Source organism: Streptomonospora nanhaiensis (genome assembly GCF_013410565.1).
GTDB classification, from domain to species: domain Bacteria; phylum Actinomycetota; class Actinomycetes; order Streptosporangiales; family Streptosporangiaceae; genus Streptomonospora; species Streptomonospora nanhaiensis.
Genome location: NZ_JACCFO010000001.1, coordinates 61305 through 82157, shown reverse-complemented (window position 1 = coordinate 82157; position 20853 = coordinate 61305). Strand labels below are relative to the sequence as shown.

General features: G+C 75.5%; 12 protein-coding genes and 3 pseudogenes. 2 read left to right on the top strand and 13 right to left on the bottom strand.

The genetic code is table 11. From position 1 onward, the window contains the following. Positions 1–49 precede the first annotated feature (49 nt). Positions 50–1180: a methyltransferase domain-containing protein gene (locus HNR12_RS00340; RefSeq protein ID WP_218901819.1), complete on the top strand. Its 1131-nt coding sequence runs from the start codon at positions 50–52 to the stop codon at positions 1178–1180. Between the two features lie 161 nt (positions 1181–1341). On the opposite strand, the gene HNR12_RS00335 is transcribed toward HNR12_RS00340, so the two are convergent. From HNR12_RS00335 to HNR12_RS00275, 13 genes and pseudogenes are all read right to left on the bottom strand, one after another. After that, on the bottom strand, positions 1342–2319 hold the full coding sequence (locus tag HNR12_RS00335) for a DUF2157 domain-containing protein (protein WP_179765569.1): 978 nt from the start codon (positions 2317–2319) through the stop codon (positions 1342–1344). Positions 2320–2555: 236 nt separating this feature from the next. Further along, positions 2556–3433, bottom strand: a pseudogene (locus HNR12_RS00330) (IS5 family transposase). 57 nt (positions 3434–3490) lie between these two features. After that, positions 3491–4534, bottom strand: coding sequence for a 4-hydroxythreonine-4-phosphate dehydrogenase PdxA (gene pdxA, locus HNR12_RS00325; protein WP_179765568.1), 1044 nt, complete (start codon positions 4532–4534; stop codon positions 3491–3493). A 75-nt stretch (positions 4535–4609) separates the two neighbouring features. After that, complete coding sequence (locus HNR12_RS00320; protein ID WP_179765567.1) at positions 4610–6019, bottom strand: four-carbon acid sugar kinase family protein; 1410 nt, start codon at positions 6017–6019, stop codon at positions 4610–4612. Positions 6020–6028: 9 nt separating this feature from the next. Then, complete coding sequence (locus tag HNR12_RS00315; protein WP_179765566.1) at positions 6029–7426, bottom strand: GntP family permease; 1398 nt, start codon at positions 7424–7426, stop codon at positions 6029–6031. A gap of 19 nt (positions 7427–7445) precedes the next feature. Beyond that, positions 7446–8231, bottom strand: coding sequence for a DeoR/GlpR family DNA-binding transcription regulator (locus tag HNR12_RS00310; protein WP_179765565.1), 786 nt, complete (start codon positions 8229–8231; stop codon positions 7446–7448). A 421-nt stretch (positions 8232–8652) separates the two neighbouring features. Then, positions 8653–10380 (bottom strand): annotated as a pseudogene (locus HNR12_RS00305) (1-deoxy-D-xylulose-5-phosphate synthase); the annotation flags it as partial. A 48-nt stretch (positions 10381–10428) separates the two neighbouring features. Next, positions 10429–11760, bottom strand: a complete 1332-nt coding sequence (ispH, locus tag HNR12_RS00300) for a 4-hydroxy-3-methylbut-2-enyl diphosphate reductase (protein WP_179765564.1) — start codon at positions 11758–11760, stop codon at positions 10429–10431. Positions 11761–11790: 30 nt separating this feature from the next. Continuing rightward, on the bottom strand, positions 11791–12831 hold the full coding sequence (locus HNR12_RS00295; RefSeq protein ID WP_179765563.1) for a family 2 encapsulin nanocompartment cargo protein polyprenyl transferase: 1041 nt from the start codon (positions 12829–12831) through the stop codon (positions 11791–11793). A gap of 34 nt (positions 12832–12865) precedes the next feature. Continuing rightward, entirely contained in the window at positions 12866–14257 is a 1392-nt protein-coding gene (locus tag HNR12_RS00290) for a family 2B encapsulin nanocompartment shell protein (RefSeq protein ID WP_179765562.1), read from the bottom strand. 149 nt (positions 14258–14406) lie between these two features. Next, the gene (locus HNR12_RS00285) at positions 14407–15807 is read right to left on the bottom strand and encodes a family 2B encapsulin nanocompartment shell protein (RefSeq protein ID WP_179765561.1); all 1401 of its coding nucleotides are present in this window, start codon (positions 15805–15807) and stop codon (positions 14407–14409) included. 706 nt (positions 15808–16513) lie between these two features. After that, a pseudogene (locus HNR12_RS00280) lies at positions 16514–18382 on the bottom strand (transketolase); the annotation flags it as partial. 53 nt (positions 18383–18435) lie between these two features. Further along, positions 18436–19623 carry a carboxylate-amine ligase gene (locus tag HNR12_RS00275; RefSeq protein WP_179765559.1) on the bottom strand — a complete coding sequence of 396 codons (1188 nt, stop codon included), beginning with the start codon at positions 19621–19623 and terminating at the stop codon, positions 18436–18438. A gap of 352 nt (positions 19624–19975) precedes the next feature. On the opposite strand from HNR12_RS00275, the gene HNR12_RS00270 reads away from it, so the two are divergent. Beyond that, the gene (locus HNR12_RS00270) at positions 19976–20614 is read left to right on the top strand and encodes a phosphoribosyltransferase (protein WP_179765558.1); all 639 of its coding nucleotides are present in this window, start codon (positions 19976–19978) and stop codon (positions 20612–20614) included. Positions 20615–20853 lie beyond the last annotated feature (239 nt).

The window sequence follows — 20853 nt, the reverse complement described above, 5'->3', positions numbered from 1 at the left end:
CGCCGCCGCCCAGCCCCGACGGCGGTCCGCGCCCGGGGCGGCATGAGAAGTGACCGAGGACCTGGAACGGCTCCTCGTGGACACCGGGACCATAGATTCCGCGTGGCGCGGTGCCTTCCGCGCCGTGCCGCGCGCGGACTTCCTTCCCGACGTCATCTGGCCCTTCACCCCCGAGGACGACCGGCGCCGGGTGGACCGCGCCGCCGACCCCGACGCCTGGTCGCGGTGGGCCGAGGCCGATGTGCCCATCACCGTGCAGTGGGACGACGGCGCCACCGCCGAGGTCGGCGAGCTGTACACCTCCAGCGCGTCGATGCCCAGCGTCGTCGCCGCGATGCTGCGCGATCTGGACGCCCGGCCCGGCATGCGCGTACTGGAGATCGGCACCGGCACCGGGTGGAACGCCGCGCTGCTGTGCGAGCGCCTGGGCGAGGAGGCGGTGACCACCGTCGAGGTCGACGCGGCGCTGGCCGAGCGCGCCCGCGCGCGGCTGCGCGCCGCCGGGTACCGGCCCGTGGTGGTCGCCGGGGACGGCCTGGCCGGGTTTCCCGACCGCGCGCCCTACGACCGCGTCATCGCCACGGTGGGGGTGCGCGCCGTGCCCGTGGCGTGGATCGAGCAGACCCGGCCCGGCGGGGTGATCGTGGCGCCTTGGGGCACCCACTTCAGCACGCACGACGCCCTCGCGCGGCTGGTCGCGGCCGGCGACGGCAGCACGTCGGGGCGGTTCACCGGACCCGCGCAGTTCATGAAGGCGCGCTCCCAGCGCCTGGCGTGGCCCGACCACGAGGAGTACGTCCGCACCGGCCACTCCACGGCCGTGCGCACCGGCCTGGACGTGGCCGACCTCTTCGACCCCGGCTACGGCGGGACCGGCATGCTGCTGGGCCTGCTCGTACCCGACGCCGTCCACAACGCCCGCGACGGCACGGTGTGGCTGTACGGGCTCACCGACCGCTCCTGGGCGGTGGCGGTCACCGAGGACGGCACCACCTGGGCGCACCAGAGCGGCCCGCGCCGGCTGTGGGAGGAGGCGGAGGCGGCGTACCGGTGGTGGCTGGCCCGGGGAAGCCCGGGAGTGGACCGCTTCGGCCTGACCGTTCACCCCGACGGCGCACACGAGGTGTGGCTGGACACCCCTGGGCACCCGGTGTCCCGCCCGGTCCGGGGATCCCGCTAGCTAGCGGGGCCGCCACCCTCGGACGGAACCCGGCGGTCCGGGCGGAAGGCCCTTCCGGTATCGGCGGCACCGCGGCCGCCGAAGGGAGGGCGCCGGGCGGGGCCGCCGTCCCCGGCTCCGCCCGGCGCCCTCCCCCCGGCGGGGAGCGCGCCGCCGGCCGGTCATCCGGCGGCGGGCTTGGCGCGGCGGTGGGTGCGCAGGCCGAGCCAGCTGGCCACCAGGAGCACCGCGCCCGCCAGCAGCAGGACCGCCGCCGCGCCGATCGCGCCGTCGGTGAGGTCCCACACCAGTTCGGGCAGGCCCACGGTGATCCCCAGGACGCCGAAGACCAGCAGCACCGCGCTGCGCTCCCACCGGTAGAAGGCCAGGCAGGCCGCCGCGACCGCCAGGGTCGCGCCGTAGCCCCAGTAGGCGTAGCCGTCCCAGGCCAGCACGAACTGGGAGCCCACCAGGGCCAGCGCGGGGCCCAGCCCCAGGCCCAGGCGCCGCTCGGCCAGTACCCCGGCGGCGGCCAGGGCCGCCCACGCCGCCCCCAGCGCGATCCAGGCGCTCCCCAGGATGAGGGAGAAGTGGTGGGTCTGGGGCCACCAGGTGTCGATCAGCGCCGGCACCAGCCCGGCGGCCATCCCCCACACCGCCACCTGGCCCACCGCCGAGGGCAGCGCCGCGTAGCCGGCCGCCGCCACGGCCAGGCCCACCAGGACCGGCAGCCAGGTGAGGTCGCCGTCGTACTCCAGGGCCTCGCCCACGGCGAAGGCGGCGAGCACCGATGCCAGCGCCAGCAGCACCCCGCCGATGCGGCGCCGCACGGTCGGGACGCCGCCGCGCCGCCCCCGCATGTTCTGCGGCCCGCCCGCCATGACCAGGGCTCCGGCGACCGCGACCACGGCCAGCGCGGCCAGCAGGGCCACCCGCACCGGGCGGTCCAGCTCGCTCCACGAGGCGCCGACGAGCGCGCAGGCGCCCGCCAGCACCAGGCCGCCGCCGATGTAGCCGACGACCTCCGTCCAGCGGGCCCCGGCGCGCCGGGGCCCGGCCGCGAGCGCGGCCCGGACCTGGTCGGCCTGCCAGCCCGACAGCACGCCGCGCTCCACGAGGCCGCGCAGTGCCTCGTCGTGCGCACCCTCGGTTCCGCTCATGTGCGTCCGCCTCCTCGTCGCCTCCGGGGTCACCGGTCGCCGACCGGTGTACCCATCCCATCGTGGCGGCCGGGGTGAAGGCGTGAGTACGTCTACTCAACTTCCGGGGCCGCGCAACGTGCCCCCGCACCCCGAGGGGGTGCGGGGGCACGGCGGCCTGCGGGCGCACGCGCGGCCGGCGGACGGATACCGGCCCGCGTGCACCCCTGGGGGGAAGGCGCGAGGGCGGGTGCTTGCTAGGCAGTGTTTGTTGAACGGGTAAGGTCGCGCAGCCAGATCCTGATCGAGGCCACCTGGACGGTGCCCTCGAAGATCACGGCCCGCTTGTCATAGCGGGTGGCCACCGCGCGGTTCTGCTTGAGCAGGTTGATCGCGCGCTCGACGGTGTTGCGCAAGCGGTAGGCCTCCCGGTCGAAGGACGGGGGCCTGCCGCCCGCCGAACCGCGCCGCAGCCGGTTGGCCCGCTGGTCGGCGGGCTCGGCGATGGTCGCCTTGGTCTTGCGCCGGCGCAGGTAGGACCGGTTGGCGCGGCTGGAGTAGGCCTTATCGCCCAGCAACCGGTCCAGGCGGGTGCGCGCCCGCCCCCCGGAGCGCGCCAGGCGCAGCCGCTCCAGCAGAGGCCGCAGCATCACCGTGTCGGCGTGCTGGCCGGGGGTGAGGGCCAGGACCAGCGGCCGCCGGCGGGTGTCGGCGATCAGGTGGATCTTGGTGGACCAGCCGCCCCGCGAGCGCCCGAGTGCTTGGGCCCTGTCCCCTTCGTCCCGGGCCGCCTCCCCTTTTTTGGGGCTCCGGCGGCGTGGTGGTGGGCGCGGATCACGGTGGAGTCGATACCGGCGGTGAGTTCGGCGCCGGTGAGGGCGTCGATGCGCAGCCGGTCGGCGATGCGCTGCCAGGTGCCGTCCAGGCACCAGCGGCGGTGGCGTCCGGCGGCGGTTTCCCAGGGGCCGTAGCGTTCGGGCAGGTCGCGCCAGGGGATGCCTGTCCTGGTGCGGTAGAGGATGGCGTTGATGACGCGGCGGTGGTCGGCCCACCGCTTGCCTTTGCGGGGGTGGGCGGGCATGAGCGGGGCGAGCAGGTCCCACTCGGCGTCGGTGAGTTCATGGCGTCGGACCATGGATCCCAAGGATTACCGAAGACCAGCCCGCCCCGCAGACCTTTCAAAAAACAGGACCTAGGAGCCGTACTCCGCGCGGATGCGGTCGGCGTAGTGGGAGAACTCGCAGGCGTGCAGGAACGCCGAGCGCATGGTGCCCGGGTTGGCCTTGCCGGTGCCCGCGATGTCGAAGGCGGTGCCGTGGTCGACCGAGGTGCGCAGGATCGGCAGCCCCACGGTGACCGAGATCGTGCCGTCGAAGTCGAAGGTCTTGGCGGCAATGTGCCCCTGGTCGTGGTACTGGGAGAGCACGCCGTCGTAGCGGTCCTGGAGCAGCTGGTGGAACACGGAGTCGGCGGGCACCGGGCCGGACACGTCGGCACCGGTGGCGCGCACCCGCTCCACCGCCGGGGCGAGGTGGTCGATCTCCTCGCGGCCGAACGCGCCGTTCTCGCCGCCGTGGGGGTTGATGGCGGCCACGGCCAGGCGCGGGTTGTCGTGGCCGAACACCCGCAGCGCCGTCAGCGCCTCCTCGATGCTCTTGACCTGGTGGTCGACGCTGACCTGGTCCAGCGCCGTGCGCAGCGAGACGTGCCGGGTGGCGAAGAAGATCTTCTTGCCGCGCACCACGAACATGGTGTTCTGCCGGGTGACCCCGGTGAGGGCGCCCAGCATCTCGGTGTGGCCCAGGTGCTCGCTGCCGGCCGCCCAGATGGCCTCCTTGTTGATGGGGCCGGTGACGATCCCGGCGACACTGCCCGCCATCGCCGCGCCGGTGGCCACCTCGATCGCGCGCACGGCGGCCTGGCCGGCCCGCTTGTCGACCACGCCCCAGGGCAGCTCGGTGTCGCCCAGGACGCCGATGTCGAAGCAGTCGATGACACCGTCCTTCTCGGCGGGCAGGTCCCAGGAGGTCAGGGCGCGCACCTCCACGTCGATACCGCAGACGGCGGCGGCGCGCCGCAGCACGGCGGGGTCGGCCACCACGACGGCGCGGGCCGACGCGGAGGCGGCGACCTCGGTGAGGGTGCGCACGGTGATCTCGGGGCCGATCCCCACGGGGTCGCCCACGGTCACCGCGAGGGCGGGGCGCCCGGGGGCGGTCTGCGTTGGTTCGGACATTGCGGGTTTCCTCCCATTGGCCGGCCCGGCCGCGCGGTCGCGCGGCCGGGCGCCGTCACTTCTGTCCCGGTGCGTTCAGCCGGCGCGGCGGTGCGCCGCCGGTGCCGCGCCCGGCGGGGCGGGCTCGCGCCCCGGCGCGCCGGGGGCGGGTCGCGCCGTGGGCGCGGGGTGCTCGGCGACCTCGGCGGCGACCGTGCGCATGCGCGCCTGGACCGCGCGGCGCAGCCGGCCGAAGCACTCCACGAGCGTGCTGTCGTCGCCGACGAGCCCGCCCTTGGTCACCACCGGCACGCCGTCGAGGGGGCCGCCGCTGAGGCGGCCGTGGACGGCGAGCGGGACGACCTCGCCGCCCACCTCGAAGGCGCGCACGCCCAGCGCGTCCAGCACGGCCGAGGTGACCTCGCCGCCGCTGGTGTAGAGCCCGCTGGGCGCGGCGGTGCCCGCGGTGCGCGCGACCACGTCGGCCACCAGCGCCGCCAGCAGCCCGGGCAGGGCGAGCTTGGCGGCCTCGGGCAGGTCGACCACGTCGCGGGCCGAGCCGGCCGTGCGCACCACGACCGGTTCGGGGAACTCCGCCTCCTCCAGGTGGGCAACGACCTCGCGGGCCAGGGCGGCGCGGTAGGCGGTGTCGGCCGACGCCAGGCGGGCGGCGTCGACGTCGACGAACCGGACCGGGCCGGTGCGCGCCAGCGTGTCGAGCTGGCGGCGGGTCAGCTCGGTGGCGCTGCCCACCACCGCCAGCAGCGGCCCGGCCGGCGCAGCCCGGCCGCGCAGCCGCAGCGCGTCGGCCAGCAGCGCCCCGGTGGGCCCGGGGTCCACCGCCACCCACACGGTGTCCTGCTCGCGCGCGACCTGGGCGGCGGCCTGGGCGATGTCGGCCAGGTGCTGCTCGGTCAGCGCGTCGCACAGCACGATCGGCTCGTCGCCCACCGCCAGGGCGGTGGCCAGCGTGCCCTGGGTGACCGTGCGCAGCGGCACGTGGCGCACCGCCAGGTCGGTCTGCTGGGCGACGATGTCGGCGACGACGCTGGTGCGCATGGGGTTGAGCGGGTCCAGGGCCAGCTCGCTGCGCTCCAGCGGAAGCCCGTCGAGCAGCTGCACGCCGTCGACGGTGACCCGGCCCGAGGCGGGGAAGGCCGGGGCGAACAGGGCGCGCACCCGCACGCGGGGGTCGACCCGCTCGCGGACCGCGCGCCAGGCCGCCTCCAGTTCGGCGCCGATGTTGCCGCGCAGGGTGGTGTCGGTGCGCTTGACCACCAGGCCCACGGGCCACACCGCCGCCACCGCCTCGGCCACCAGCCCGGCCGCCCGCGCGGGCGGCACGTGCCGGCTGTCGAGGTTGGTCACGACCACGTCGTAGTCGCGGGCGGCGCGCGCCGCCTGGTCGGGGGCCACGGTGGCCACCCGCATTCCGGCGCGCGCGAACCGCGCGCCGGTGGCGTTGGCGCCGGTGAGGTCGTCGGCGACGACGAGCACGTGGGCCACGGTCTCCTCCTATCCCAGAATCAGCGCGGCGATACCGAGCAGCGGCAGGCTGGCCGCCCACAGCACCGTCGACATGCCCGACCACATCTTCACGGCGGCGCCCCCGGACAGCCCGGTGAACCGGGTGACCACCCAGAAGTAGGAGTCGCTGACGTAGGAGAAGACGAACGACCCGGCGCAGGCGGAGAGCACCGCGACGGTGGGGTCGACGCCGGCGGACTGCACCACGGGGGCGCTGAGGGTGGCGGCGGTGATCATGGCGACCGTGCCCGAGCCCTGCGCCAGCCGCACGAAGGTGGCGATGATGAAGGGCATCAGGAACATCGGGACGGGCCAGCCGGCCACGGCCTCGCCGAGGGCGTCGCCCACGCCGGACTGGCGCAGGACCTCGCCGAAGGCGCCGCCGGCGCCGGTGATGAAGACGATCATGCCGGCCGAGGCCGCGGCGGCGGTCAGCCAGCCGATGACGGTCTTGCGGGGGGTGCCGCGGCGGGGCAGCACGTAGACGGCGACGGCCAGGCCGATGAGCAGCGCGATGGCGGGGTTGCCGATGAAGGTGAAGAGCTCGGCCACGGCGGTGCCCTCGGCGGCGGCCGTGCTGACGGTGTTGCCGATGATCAGCAGCAGCGGCAGCAGCAGCGGGATCGCCGCCACCAGCGGGTTGACGCGGGGGCGCTCGGGCGCGGTGGGCTCGGCGTCCGTCCCGGCGGAACCCGACGCGGAGCCGGAGCCGGTACCCGACGATCCCGAGCCTGCCGCGGCCATCTCGGGCACGAGGTCGGGGTCGAGCTGCTTCTCCAGGCGCGGGCCCATGATGCGGGCGTAGGTGACCACGACGGGGATGAGCACGATCGACATCAGGCCGCCGGCCAGGATCACGGTGCCCAGGTCGGCGCCGAGCAGGCCCACGGCGGCGAGCGGGCCGGGGGTGGGCGGCACCAGGTGGTGGGTGATGGACAGGCCGCCGGCCAGCGCCAGCGACAGGGTCACCAGGGGCTTGCCGTAGCGCCGGGCCAGCGAGCGGGCCAGCGGGTGCAGGATGACGAAGCCGGAGTCGCAGAACACCGGGACGGAGACGACCGCGCCGGTGGCGGTCATGGCGACGTCCTCGCGGCCCTTGCCCGCCATGTTCAGGAACATCCGCGCCAGCGCGTCGGCGCCGCCGCTCTCCTCCAGCACCTTGCCGATCATCACGCCCAGGGCGATGACGATGCCGATTCCGGCGAGGGTGTTGCCGAAGCCGGTGGTGATGTGCTCGATCAGCTCGGTGACCGGCACGCCGGCGATCACACCGGTGACCAGCGCGCCGGCCAGCAGGCCGACGAACGCGTCCAGTCGCGTCCAGACGATGATCGCGACCACCGCGGCGACGCCGACGAGCAGCGCCGCGAGAAGCTGTAGTTCCATGTCCGCCCCTTTCGTGGGGTCAATCCGTTGCCGCAGGCGGGTTGGGGGCGCCTGCCGTCTCCACGACGCGGAGTTCGCACGAGGGGTCCGCTTCGAGGAGCTGGGTGTCCTCCGCGCTGATGCCGTCGTCGGTGAGGAGGACGTAGTGGCCGGGCAGGACCGCCCAGTAGGCGTACTCGTCGGCACGCACCTTGCTGGAGTCGGCCACCACCACGACCGTGCGCGCGCCGCGCATCTGGAGTTCCTTCATCGCCGCCAGTTCGGGGCTGGGGCAGTTGATGCCGCGGCCGGGGACGATCCCGTCGGCCCCGATGAAGGCGATGTCGGCGGTGATGCGGTCGAGTACGCCGCGGGCGTAGTCGCCCACGATGGAGCCGCGCCGGCGCCGCACCCGGCCGCCGATGACGATCAGCTCGATGCCCTCGGCGTCGTGCAGCGCGGTCATGGGCCCCAGGCCGCTGGTGACGACGGTGGGGCCCGACCGCTGGGCCAGGCGCTCGGCGATGAACGTGGTCGTGCTGCCCGCGTCGAGCAGCACCACGTGGTCGTCCTGGACCAGGTCGGCCGCGCCGGCTGCGATGCGCCGCTTGGCCGGGGCGTTGCGCAGGCTCTTCTGCGTCCAGGACAGCTCCCCGCCCGCGGGGGCGGGCACGGCGCCGCCGTGGGTGCGCACGACCTTGCCGGCCTGCTCCAGCTCGGCGAGGCCCCGCCGGACGGTGGAGGGGCTGATGCCGAGCGTCCGGGCGAGGTCCTCGACCCGCTGGACGCCGTCGGTGACGGCGTCGAGCAGCTCTTGATGGCGCACCTTGACTCCTACGTGCTCATTTCGCGCAAGTTAACTCCCAGATAATGACCGATGTGCTCATGTTGCGCAACACATGGCGGGAAACTTGACCAAAACGCGCAACGGGGTCGTAAGTGTGCACTGCGTCACGGAAGAACCGGAAACCGGTGCGCCGTCGGGGGTGCGGGATCGGGCCGGGGGCGGAGCGCGCCGCTGAACCGGGGATGCCCACGGGGAAATCGGCCGCGACGTGCACGGACGCGCACGTCCCCGAGCCGGCGGGAGGCCGCGTGCGACGGCACCGGGAGGAGAGCGGCCCGCGCGCACCGGGCGCACGGGACCGCGCGGCGGCGGGGCGGCCCGCGCACGGTGCGCGCGGTGCACACGGGCGCGCAGTGCACACCACTGGCGCGGGCCGCTCCCCCGGCGGCGGGTTGGGGGCTCAGCCCGACAGGTGGCGGCGGACCCGGCGGGCGATCCCGGCGGCGTCCAGGCCGGCCTCGGCCAGCAGCCGGGGGCGGGCCGCGTGCGGAAGGAAGCGCGGCGGCAGGGCCTGGGTGAGCACCCGGGGCGGCCGGGGGCGGTTGGCCAGCGCCTGGGCCAGCCGCCCGCCCAGGGCCCCGGTCACGCAGGTGTCCTCGACCGCCACCACCAGATCGCGGTCCTCGGCGAGCGCGCACAGTCCCGCCGGCAGCGGGGCGCACCAGCGCGGGTCGACCACGGCGGTGGGCACGCCGTCGGCGGCGAGGTCGGCCGCGGCCTCCAGGCAGGGCCGGGCCATCGGCCCCACCGCCACCAGCAGCACCCGCGCGCCGGGGTCCTCGCGCAGGACGTCGCAGCCGCCGGCCCGGCACAGCGCCGGGATGTCGGGGCCCACCGACGCCTTGGGGTAGCGCAGCGCGGTGGGGCCGTCCTCGGTGGCCACGGCCTCGCGCAGGAGTTCGCGCAGCCGGGCGCAGTCGCGCGGGGCCGCCAGGGCCAGGCCGGGCACCACCGGCAGCAGCGAGGCGTCCCACATGCCGTGGTGGCTGGCGCCGTCGGGACCGGTGATACCGGCGCGGTCCAGCACGAAGGTCACCGGCAGCCGGTGCAGCGCGACGTCGGTCAGCACCTGGTCCACCGCCCGCCCCAGGAACGCGGCGTAGACGGCCACCACCGGGTGCAGGCCGCCCAGGGCCAGCCCGGCGGCGGAGGTGACCGCGTGCTGTTCGGCGATCCCGACGTCGTAGACCCGTTGGGGGAAGCGCTGCGCGAAGGGCCCCAGCCCGGCCGGCAGCCGCATGGCGCCGGTCACGCACACCACGTCGGGGCGCTCGGCGCCGATGGCGGTGACCTCCTCGCCGAACACCGAGGTCCAGGTGGGGGCGGCCGGGCGCACCGGGCGCCCGGTGCCGGGGTCGATCGCGCCCACGGTGTGCATGTGGTCGCTGTCGTCGGCCTCGGCCGGGGCGTAGCCCTTGCCCTTGGCCGTCACGCAGTGGACCACCACCGGGCGCTCCAGCGCGGCGGCGGCGCGCAGCGCGGCCTCCACGGCGGCGGTGTCGTGGCCGTCGACCGGGCCGAGGTAGGCCAGCCCCAGGTCCTCGAAGACCGTGGGGCCCCCGGACCCGGCGCGCAGCGCGGCCAGGTGGCGGGCGATGCCGCCGACCGTGGGCGAGTAGGAGCGGCCGTTGTCGTTGAGCACCACGACCACCGGCCGCTCCGGCGCCGCGCCCAGGTTGTTGAGCGCCTCCCAGCTCATGCCGCCGGTGAGCGCGCCGTCGCCGACCACGGCCACCACGCGCCGCCCGGCCGTTCCGCGCAGGGCGGCGGCCTTGGCCAGGCCGTCGGCGTAGGACAGCGCGGTGGAGGCGTGGGAGTTCTCGATCAGGTCGTGGCGCGACTCCGCCCGCGAGGGGTAGCCCGACAGGCCGCCCTCCTGGCGGAGGGTGGCGAACGCCTCGGCGCGCCCGGTGAGGATCTTGTGCACGTAGGTCTGGTGGCCGGTGTCGAAGACCAGGGAGTCGCGCGCGGAGTCGAACACCCGGTGCACGGCGATGGTCAGCTCGACCGCCCCCAGGTTGGGGCCCAGGTGCCCGCCGGTGCGCGCGGCCGTATCGACGAGGAACGCGCGGATCTGCGCGGCGAGGCCGGGCAGGTCCTCGGCGGGCAGCCGGCGGAGGTCCTCGGGTCATGGCCGCCAGGGCGGCCCGCGCCCCGAGGGCCGAGGTGGCGGGGCTCATGGCTGCCTCACCGCCGAGGGCAGGGTGAACCGCACGGTCTCGCGGGTGGTCTCGCGTTCGCGCACGGCCACGCGGCCCAGCCCGCCCAGCGCGGTGATCACGGCCTCGACCAGGCCGGGCGGGGCCGAGGCGCCGGCGGTGAGGCCGACCGTGGCGGCCCCCGCCAGCCACGCGGCGCGGATGTCGCCGGTGTCGTCCACGAGGTGGGCGGGTGTGCCGCCGCGCCGGGCGAGTTCGACCAGGCGCTGGGAGTTGGAGGAGTTGTGCGAGCCCACCACCAGCACGAGGTCGGCGTCCTCGGCGATCGAGCGGAGGGCGTCCTGCCGGTTGGTGGTGGCGTAGCAGATGTCGGCGGAGGCGGGGCCGCGCAGCGCGGGGAAGCGGGCGCGCAGGGCGTCGACCACCTCGGCGGTCTCGTCCACGGCCAGCGTGGTCTGGGTCAGGTAGGACACCCGCTCGGGGTCGGGGACCTCCAGTGCGGCGACGTCGGCGGCGGACTCCACCAGGACGGTGCGCTCGGGCGCCTCGCCCAGGGTGCCCTCCACCTCCTCGTGCCCGGCGTGGCCGATCAGCACCACGGTGTCGCCCCGGTCGGCGTAGCGGCGGGCCTCGGTGTGGACCTTGGTGACCAGCGGGCAGGTGGCGTCGACCACCGCGAGCCCGCGCGCGGCGGCCTCGGACCGCACGGCGGGCGAGACGCCGTGGGCGGAGAACACCACGGTGGCGCCCTCGGGCACGGCGTCCAGCTCCTCCACGAACACCGCGCCCCGCGATTCCAGGTCGGCGACCACGTGGGTGTTGTGCACGATCTGCTTGCGCACGTAGACCGGGCTGCCGCGCTGGGCCAGCGCGCGCTCCACGACCTCCACGGCGCGCTCGACCCCGGCGCAGAAGGAGCGCGGGGCGGCGAGCAGGACGGTGCGGACGGGGACGGCGGCGGCCCGCCAGGCGGCGAAGGCGGCGCGCGCGGCGCCGGCGGGATCGGCGGATTCGGCACCGCCGGCCGGGGGGCCGGGCACCAGGCCGATCCCCGCGGGCGGTGCGGTGCCGGTCAGCACGGCCGCAGCGGCGCCCGCGGGCGCGGGGACCGCGCCGGGCGGCGCCGGGGCACCGGGCGCGGCCACGGGCAGCGGGCCGCGCACCACGGCCGCGCCGGCGCGGCGCAGTTCGCCGGCCACCAGGTCGGCCGCCGGGCACGGGATCTCGGCGGGGTCGGCGCCGTCGGTCCGCACGAGGCGGTCGGCGACGAGCACGGCGCCGGCGGGCACGGGCCCGGGGTCGCCCGCCGCCAGCACATGCGGGGTTCGTGCCGGGGATGTGTCGGTCATGGGCGGATGCCTCCTCGGCTGGGCCGGTGGTCAGTGGTCGCGTCGGGTGGCCAGCCGCGCCAGCAGGGCCAGTTCGGCGGCGGCCCGCCCGGGCGGGGCCGCCGCCCGCAGGTGGGCCAGCGCGGCCTCCAGCAGCGCGGCGGTCTCGCGCTCGCTCCAGTCCCGCCCGCCGGCCAGTTCCACGAGTTCGGCGGCGCGGACGAGGTCGGCGCCCTCCAGCGGGTGCTTCCCGGCCAGGAGCGCGGCAAGTTCGCCGGCGTGGGGGGTGCCGGAGCCCAGGGCGGCGACCACCGGGAGGGACTTCTTGCGGTTGCGCAGGTCGGAGTGGACGGGTTTGCCGGTGACGGCGGGGTCGCCCCAGATGCCGAGGAGGTCGTCGGCGATCTGGAAGGCCAGCCCCAGCAGCTCGCCGAACCGGCGGAGGTCGGCGCACTGCCGGGCGCCGGCTCCGCCGTAGACGGCGCCCAGTTCGCAGGCGCTGCCCAGCAGGGCGCCGGTCTTGGCCTCGGCCATGGCGCGGCACTCGGCGGGGGTGACGTCGGAGCGGCGCTCGAAGGCCATGTCGCGGCTCTGGCCGTCGATGAGGCGCTGCACGGTGGCGCTGAGCCCGTGCACGGTGTCGGCGGCGGCCGGGTGGCCGCCGGCGGCGAGCACGTCGAAGGCCAGCGCCAGCAGGGAGTCGCCGGCCAGGATGGCGCCGCCCACGCCGAAGACGCTCCAGGCGGTGGGGCGGTGGCGGCGGGTGGTGTCGCCGTCCATCACGTCGTCGTGCAGGAGGGAGAAGTTGTGCACCAGCTCCACCGCCACGGCCGCCGGGACGGCGGTCTCGGGTGCGCCGCCGAACGCGTCGGCGGCCAGCAGGACGAGCGCGGGGCGGAAGAGCTTCCCGCCCGCGCCGCCCGCCGGGTTGCCGGCCTCGTCGCGCCAGCCGAAGTGGTACTCGGCGATCGCGCGCGGCGCGGGGGGCAGCGTCTCGACGGCCCCCCGCACGGCCGGCCCCACGATGTCGCGGGCGCGGGCCAGGACCTCCGCCGCCGGGCGCGCTCCCGCGGTGTCCTCCACTGTCGCCATGAGGCGTGCCACATCCCTTCGGTTCGGTGGGGGCCTAGCGCCCGACCTCGACGTTCTCCAGGACGCCCAGGGCGTCGGGCACCAGCACCGCGGCCGAGTAGTAGGTGGTGACCAGGTAGGAGGTGACCGCCTTCTCGCTGATGCCCATGAAGCGCACCGACAGGCCGGGCTCGTACTCGTCGGGCAGGCCGACGTGGTGCAGGCCGACCACCCCCTGGTCCTCCTGGCCGGTGCGCATGGCCAGCATCGCGGTGCTGCCGGCGGGGCTGACCGGGAGCTTGTCGCAGGGCAGGATGGGCACGCCGCGCCAGCCGGTGACCGTGTGGCCCTCCATGGGCAGGGCGTCGGGGTAGACGCCGCGGCGGCTGCACTCGCGGCCGAAGGCGGCGATGGCGCGCGGGTGGGCCAGGATGACCCGGGTCTTGCGCCGGCGGGAGATCAGCTCGTCCAGGTCGTCGGGGGTGGGCGGGCCGGTGCGGGTGGGGATGCGCTGCTTGAGGTCGGCGTTGTGCAGGAGCCCGAAGTCGGGGTTGTTGACGAGTTCGTGCTCCTGGCGTTCGCGCAGCGCCTCAACGGTCAGCCGGATCTGCTCCTCCAGCTGGTTCATGGGGTGGTTGTAGAGGTCGGTGACGCGGGTGTGGACGCGCAGCACGGTCTGGGCGACGCTCAGCTCGTACTCGCGGGGGCGCGCCTCGTAGTCGACGAACGTGCCGGGCAGGTCGGGTTCGCCGCTGTGGCCGGCCGCCACGGCGATGTCGGCCTCGCCGTACTTGTTGCTGGGGCGCTGCGGCCGGGCCCGGGCGTCCTCGACGTGGGCGCGCAGGGCCGGGGCGCGGTCGAGCAGTTCGGCGAAGCGCTCGCGGGGCAGGGCCAGGACGGTGCAGTCGGTGGCGGCCCGGACGGTGGAGTCGGCGGGCGGGGGGTCGTCGTCCAGGGCGGAGTCGCCGAAGTGGTCGCCGTCGACCAGCCGGTCCACCACGGCGTCGTCGCCGTAGGGGCCGGGGCGGTAGACGTTGGCCTTGCCGTGCGCCATCAGGTACACGTGGTCGGCGGGGTCGCCGGCGGCCACGATGGTGTCGCCCGCGGAGTAGGCGCGCTGCTCGAACCGGTCGGCCAGCGCCTGCAGGGCCTCCTCGTCGTCGAAGCCGCGCAGCAGCGGCAGCTCGGCCAGCTCGGGCGGGACCACCTGGACGGTGGACCCGGTGGTGATGAAGCTGACCCGGCCGTCGCCGAGGGTGTAGGTCAGCCGCCGGTTGACGCGGTAGACGCCGCCCTCGACCTGCACCCAGGGCAGCGCCCGCAGCAGCCAGCGGGTCGTGATGCCCTGCATCTGGGGGCGGGTCTTGGTGGTCGAGGCGAGGTTGCGCGCCGCGGCGGTGCCGAGGCTCAGTTGCCGCTCGCCGTTCTCGACGCCGGGTTCGGTCATGGTGTGCACCACCCATCGTGTGAGGTGTCGGTTTGTGGGGGCCGTGCGCGGGCCGGAGGGCGGCCGGGAGCGGGGCCGCCCCCGCTCCCGGCCGCCGCGGGGGGCGGCGGCCGGGGCGGTGGGGGGCGTGGGAGCGGGGCCGGGCGGGACTAGGACTCGCGGCCGATCTCGACGTTCTCCAGGACGCCCAGGGCGTCGGGCACCAGAACGGCGGCGGAGTAGTAGGTGCTGACCAGGTAGGACATGATGGCCTTGTCGTTGATGCCCATGAAGCGCACCGACAGGCCGGGCTGGTACTCGTCGGGCAGGCCGGTCTGGTGCAGCCCGACCACGCCCTGCTTCTCCTGGCCGGTGCGCATGAGCATGATCGAGGTGCTGCGGGTGGCGCTGACCGGGATCTTGTTGCAGGGGAAGATCGGCACCCCGCGCCAGGCCGGCACGCGGTGGCCCTCGACGTCGACGCTTTGGGGGTAGACCCCGCGCCGGGTGCACTCGCGGCCGAAGGCGGCGATGGCGCGGGGGTGGGCGATCATGAACGAGGGCTCCTTCCACACCGTGCTGAGGAGTTCGTCCAGGTCGTCGGGGGTGGGCGGGCCGGTGCGGGTGGGGATGCGCTGCTTGAGGTCGGCGTTGTGCAGGAGCCCGAACTCGCGGTTGTTGACCAGCTCGTCCTCCTGGCGCTCGCGCAGCGCCTCAACGGTCAGCCGGATCTGCTCCTCCAGCTGGTTCATGGGGTTGTTGTAGAGGTCGGCCACGCGGGTGTGGACGCGCAGCACGGTCTGGGCCACGCTCAGCTCGTACTCGCGCGGTGAGCCCTCGTAGTCGACGAACGTGCCGGGCAGGTCGGGCTCGCCGCTGTGGCCGGCCGCCACCGCGATCCGGGCCTCGCCGTCGGAGTCGGCCTCGTTCTCGGGGCGGTTGCGGACCTCCTCGACGTGGCTGCGCAGCGCCTCGGACTGGTCCATGACCTGCTGGAACTCCGAGCGCGGCAGGCTGAGCACGGTGCAGGGGGTGACGGCCTTGGCGGTGGCGTCCCAGGTGTTGCCGTCGTCCAGCAGGGCGGGCACGCCGAAGTGGTCGCCGTCGATGAGGGTGCTCAGCACGGTGTCGTTGCCGTACTCGCCCCGGCCGATCTGGTTCACCTTGCCGTGGGCGATGAGGTACACGCGGTCGGCGGGGGCGTCGCGCTCGACGATGACGTCGCCGGGCTCGTACTCCTCCTGGGTGAAGCGGTCGGCGAGGGCCTCCAGCACCTCCTCGTCGTCGAAGTCGCGCAGCAGCGACAGCTCGCCCAGCTCGCGGGGGATGACGCGCACGTCGGCCCCGGTGTTGACGAAGCTGACCCGGCCGTCGCCCACGGTGTAGCTCAGCCGCCGGTTGACGCGGTAGGAGCCGCCCTTGGCCTCGACCCAGGGCAGCAGCCGCAGCAGCCACCGCGAGGTGATGCCCTGCATCTGGGGAACGGTCTTGGTCGTCGTCGCGAGGTTGCGCGCGGCAGCGGTACCCAGACTCAGCGGCTGCTGCCCGTTCTCCACACCGGACTCGGTCATGGCGTGTTCCACCCATTCCTTTTTGCTGCGCTTTGGTGCTGTTGCGGTCGTGCTGGGATCGGTGTTCGGCCCCCATCGGAGGGATCGGGGCACACGGGCGACCGATTCGACCCGAATTGCGACACCAGGCGCATGTTGACCCGGTACCGCGCCTTTCCTGCTTTTCTCCACCCGGCCGCGCCGCCCCCGGGGAAAGACCGCGCCTTTCCCTGGAGACCCGCGAGGGGCCGGGCGTTCACCTGCGTCACGTACACGCCCGGTCGGCCCCCACGTACCCGTGGAGCACTCCCACATGCGGCGCACCACCGACTTTCCCGGCGCACACGCATCCAGTTTCCATAGGCCCCCAATTCGGACCGGAAGCAACAGCGCTTGGGAAAATCGGGAAAAGAAATTCCAACCTGCGAGGAAGCGGTTTCGGACCCGGTTGCGGACGACTGCAATCCCGCGTCCAGAAACTCGGGAAATCACGCCGAATGCGGGCCGCAAAGCTGTTTCCGGGCGAACATCGGAGCCGGCAAAAGCACAGCAGGAACCGGGGACCCCGCCTTTCCCGGATCCAATGATAAACGTCTAAAAACGGTAAAACTCAGATAACCGGACAACTGGCCGACAGGGCGGCAGGCCGCACCACCCGGGCGGAGACGGCGCCGCCGGCGCCGCCCGGTGCCCAACCGCCCGCCTCCACCGGTCGGGCCGGGCCCGCTCAGCCCCCGGCGGCCACGGCCGCGCTCTCCTCCTGGCGCAGGATCCCCCGCACGGCCGCCTCGATGGCCCCGGCGTCGATGCCCGCCTCGCGGCGCTGCTCCTCGGGCGTGGCCGAGGCCGGCATGCCAGAGACCGCGAGCTTCATGGTGCGCGGCATGGTGCGGGTGTCGGCGAACACGTCCAGCACGGCGTCGCCGAGCCCGCCCTCGGGCCAGTGGTCCTCCACCGTGACGACGCGCCCCGTCTCGCGCGCGGCCGCGCGCAGCGTGGCGGCGTCCACGGGCTTGATCGAGTACGCGTCGATCACCCGCACCGCGATCCCGTCGGCGGCCAGCGCGTCCGCCGCGCGCAGCGCCTCGTGCACGGTGGCCCCGGCCGCGACCACGGTGGCCCGGTCCTGGGCGGAGGAGCGCAGCACCTTGCTGCCGCCGATGTGGAACCCCTCGTCGGGGCCGTAGAGCACCGGGGTCTCCCCGCGCAGCGTGCGCAGGTAGCTCACCCCGCGGTGCTCGGCCATGCCCGCGGTCAGGCGGGCCGTGGAGTTGGCGTCGCAGGGGTGCAGCACCACGCTGTTGTGCACCGCCCGCAGGGAGGCGATGTCCTCCAGGCCCATCTGCGAGGGGCCGTCCTCGCCGATGGAGACCCCGGCGTGGGAGCCGACCAGGTTGATGTCGGCCCCGCTGACGGCGGCCATGCGCACGAAGTCGTAGGCGCGCGAGAAGAACGCGGCGAACGTGGCCGCGTAAGGCGTGTAGCCGCGCACCTGGAGGCCCACGGCGGTGGCCACGAGCTGCTGCTCGGCGATGTAGAGCTCCACGAACCGGTCGGGGTGGGCCTCGGCGAACGCCTTGGCGCGCGTGGAGTCGGCCACCTCCCCGTCGAGCACGACCACGTCGGGGCGGCCGTCGCCCAGGGCGGCCACCGCCTTGCCGAAGGCGTCGCGGGTGGCGACCTCCTCGCCCGGCTGGTAGACGGGCAGCTCCACCTGGGTGCCGCCGGGGCGCTGGGAGACCCCGCCGCTGGTGGGCCGGGCGACCTCGATGCGCAGGTCGCGGCGGCCGCCCAGCTCGGCGATGGCCTCCTCGGCGTCGGGCACCGGCTTGCCGTGGGCGCCCTCCTTGTCGGCGACCCCGCTCACACCCTGCCCCTTGACGGTGCGGGCGATGACGGCGGTGGGCCGGTCGGTGGTCTCGCGCGCCTCGCGGTAGGCGGCGTCGATCGCCTCGGGGTCGTGGCCGTCGACCTCGATCGTGTGCCAGCCGAACGCGGCGACCCGGCGGCGGTAGGCGTCCAGGTCCCAGCCGTGGCGGGTGGGGCCGCGCTGGCCCAGCCGGTTGATGTCGAGGATGGCGGTCAGGTTGGCCAGCCGCTCCTGGCCGGCGTACTCCAGCGCCTCCCACACCGATCCCTCGGCCAGCTCGCTGTCGCCGCACAGCACCCACACCCGGTAGGGCAGCCGGTCGAACCGGGCCCCGGCCAGGGCGATCCCGGCGCCGATGGGCAGGCCCTGGCCCAGCGAGCCGGTGGCCACGTCCACCCAGGGCAGGCGGGGCGTGGGGTGGCCCTCCAGGGGGCTGCCGAGCTTGCGGTAGCGCAGCAGCTCGTCGTCGCTGATGGCCCCGCACGCCTTGTACAGCGCGTACAGCAGGGGCGAGGCGTGGCCCTTGGAGAAGATCAGGTGGTCGTTGCCGGAGTGGTCGGGGGCGTCGAAGTCGTAGCGCAGGTGATCGGCGGCGAGCACCGCGATCAGGTCCGCCGCCGACATGGACGAGGTCGGGTGTCCCGAGCCCGCGGCGTCGGCGGCGCGCACGGCGTCGACGCGCAGCTGCTGTGCCAGTTCCGTGAGCCGGTGCTGGTCGGTCATCGGCGTCCTCCTCTCGTGTGGCGAATACGCCGTGGGTCGGCGAACTCGCTGTGCGCCTACCCGCCGGCCGGGCGGGCATGCGCCGGAGGCGCCTGGGGGGCGGGCGCGAGCCCCAGGCCGTCGAGGGTGGCGGCGGCCAGGTGGTCGACCACGTCGGTGAGCCTGCCGTGGGCGGCGTAGACGGCGCGCTGGCGGGCGGCGCCCCCGCCGGGGCCGCTCAGGGCGCCCAGCACCTCCTCGGCCAGCGTGAGGTCGCCGGTGTCGGCGAGGTAGGGCCGCAGCCGCCGCAGGGCGCGTTCGGCGACGTCGCGGGCGGGGCGTGCGGCGCCGCCCGCCAGCGGGTCGGCGCAGCGGCCGGCGAACCCCTCGCGGGCGGCGTGCCACAGGTCGGCGCGCAGGGTGGTGTGCTCGCGGGGCAGCGGCGGGCGGTCGGCGGCGATGTCGTCGAGGGCGGCGCGCACCAGGGCGCGCACCAGCACGGCGATGAGCGCGGCCTCCTCGGCCGTCTGCGGGATGTCGCAGATGCGCACCTCGACGGTGGGCTGGTGGACCGAGCGGCGGATGTCCCAGTAGAGCATGCCGGGGTCCAGGGCGGCGCCGGTGTGCAGCAGCTCGGTGACGCAGGAGTCGTAGTGGGCGGCCGAGGCCAGGTGGGGCGGCGGGCCGGCCGAGGGCCAACTGGACCAGCGCTGGTGGCGCCAGCTGGCGTAACCGGTGTCGGCGCCCTCGCAGTAGGGCGAGTTGGCGCTGAGGGCGAGCAGGAACGGCAGCCAGGGGCGGAGGTGGTTGATGACGCGGGTGGCGGTCTCCGGGTCGGGGACCGCGACGTGGACATGGCAGCCGCAGCTGCTGGCGGCCAGGTGGGCCAGGCCGCCGAAGTGCTCGGCGATGCGCGTGTAGCGGGGCGCGGGGTTGAGGGGCGGGGCCTGCGGCTCGGCCAGGACGGGGGCCCCCGCGGCGAGCAGGCGCAGCCCGCGCCGGGCCGCCGCGGCGCCCAGGCGGCGCCGGGACGCGCGCAACTCGGCGAGGAGTTCGCCGCCGGTGGTGCAGACGGGGCCGGCGGCCTCGACCTGGCAGCGGGCGAACTCGCCGACCAACTGGGCCGGGCCCTCGCCGGCCTCGGCGATCACCTCCTGGCCCTCGTGGGCGAGGCGGCCGTCGCCGCCGACGAGCAGGAACTCCTCCTCGACGCCCATGGTGGGGGCCTCCGCCGCCGGGGGGCCGCCCTGTGGTGCCCGTGCCATGGATCACCGCCGTTTCCGCTGTCGTGGGGTGGTTGACGGACGCCGGCGGGCGGAGCAGCGGGCTCGGCCGCGGTCGCGTCCCAGGGCGGGTGCGGCCCGCCGCGGGGTTGGCGGCGGAGGACGTGCCGCCGCACGTCGGCGTGTGTGCGGTTCTTGTGTCGGTTCGTGGTGATTCGAGGTGGCTGTCCCCATGGGCTACCCCGCCCGCCGCGCCGGTTAACCGCCGACGGCGCCGGGGTGCGCCGGGAGCGTGGGAGCGCGGGAGGGCGGCGCGGCGGGCGCATGGCGGCGGGCGCGCGGGGGTAGCGGTGCGGCCCGAGGACGCGCCGACGACACGCGAGGGGTGAGTGGCGTGCGGGTCTTTCGCGACCGGGCCGAGGCCGGGGCACTGCTGGCGGAGCGCGTGGCGCACCTGGACCTGGCCGATCCGGTGGTCCTGGCGCTGCCGCGCGGGGGCGTCCCCGTGGGCCGGGCGGTGGCGGAGCGGCTGGGAGTGGCGCTGGACGTGCTGGTGGTGCGCAAGATCGCCACGGAGCGCAACCCGGAGACGGCGGTGGGCGCGGTCACCGCCGAGGGCGCGCCCGTGATCGATCCCCACCTGTGCCGGATGGCCGGGGCCGACACGGTGGAGCTGGCGCGGACGGCGGCGGCCGAGCAGGACGAGGCGCGGCGCCGGGTGCGGGCCTACCGGGGCGGGCGGCCCGCGCCGGAGGTGGCGGGGCGCGACGCGGTGGTGGTCGACGACGGCCTGGCGACGGGGATGAGCGCCCGGGCGGCCCTGCTCTCCCTGCGGGAGGATGAGCCGGCGTCGCTCACGCTGGCGGTGCCGGTGTGCGCGCCGGACGCCGCGCGGGCGCTGGGCGACGTCTGCGACCGCGTGGTGTGCGTGCACAGCCCGCCGGACTTCCGCGCGGTGAGCCTGTGGTACGCGTCCTTCCCGCAGGTGGACGACGACGAGGTGCGGGAGGTCCTGGAGCGGGCGCGGGGGTAGCCTGGCGCAGCGGGAGCCGCAGGAGCTGCGGGAGCCGCACCGGAGGGCGACACGCCCGGGACCTGGAATTCCAGGCCGGGGCGGGGGACGCCCGCCGGGGTCGGGGCATACGTCGTCGCGGGCCGTATCGCCGCAGGCCGGAGGGGGTTCGGCCGGGTTCGCGGGTGCACGGCGGTCGCCGCACCCGCGCGGGACGGCGCAAACCGGTTGTCCACGGATCCGCCGCAACCACTCGCGTA

Coding starts and splice junctions, on each gene's coding strand:
- HNR12_RS00335 (WP_179765569.1), bottom strand. CDS start 2,319: ATGAGCGGAACCGAGGGTGCGCACGACGAGGCACTGCGCGGCCTCGTG.
- pdxA (WP_179765568.1), bottom strand. CDS start 4,534: ATGTCCGAACCAACGCAGACCGCCCCCGGGCGCCCCGCCCTCGCGGTG.
- HNR12_RS00315 (WP_179765566.1), bottom strand. CDS start 7,426: ATGGAACTACAGCTTCTCGCGGCGCTGCTCGTCGGCGTCGCCGCGGTG.
- ispH (WP_179765564.1), bottom strand. CDS start 11,760: ATGACCGACACATCCCCGGCACGAACCCCGCATGTGCTGGCGGCGGGC.
- HNR12_RS00295 (WP_179765563.1), bottom strand. CDS start 12,831: ATGGCGACAGTGGAGGACACCGCGGGAGCGCGCCCGGCGGCGGAGGTC.
- HNR12_RS00290 (WP_179765562.1), bottom strand. CDS start 14,257: ATGACCGAACCCGGCGTCGAGAACGGCGAGCGGCAACTGAGCCTCGGC.
- HNR12_RS00285 (WP_179765561.1), bottom strand. CDS start 15,807: ATGACCGAGTCCGGTGTGGAGAACGGGCAGCAGCCGCTGAGTCTGGGT.
- HNR12_RS00275 (WP_179765559.1), bottom strand. CDS start 19,623: ATGGCACGGGCACCACAGGGCGGCCCCCCGGCGGCGGAGGCCCCCACC.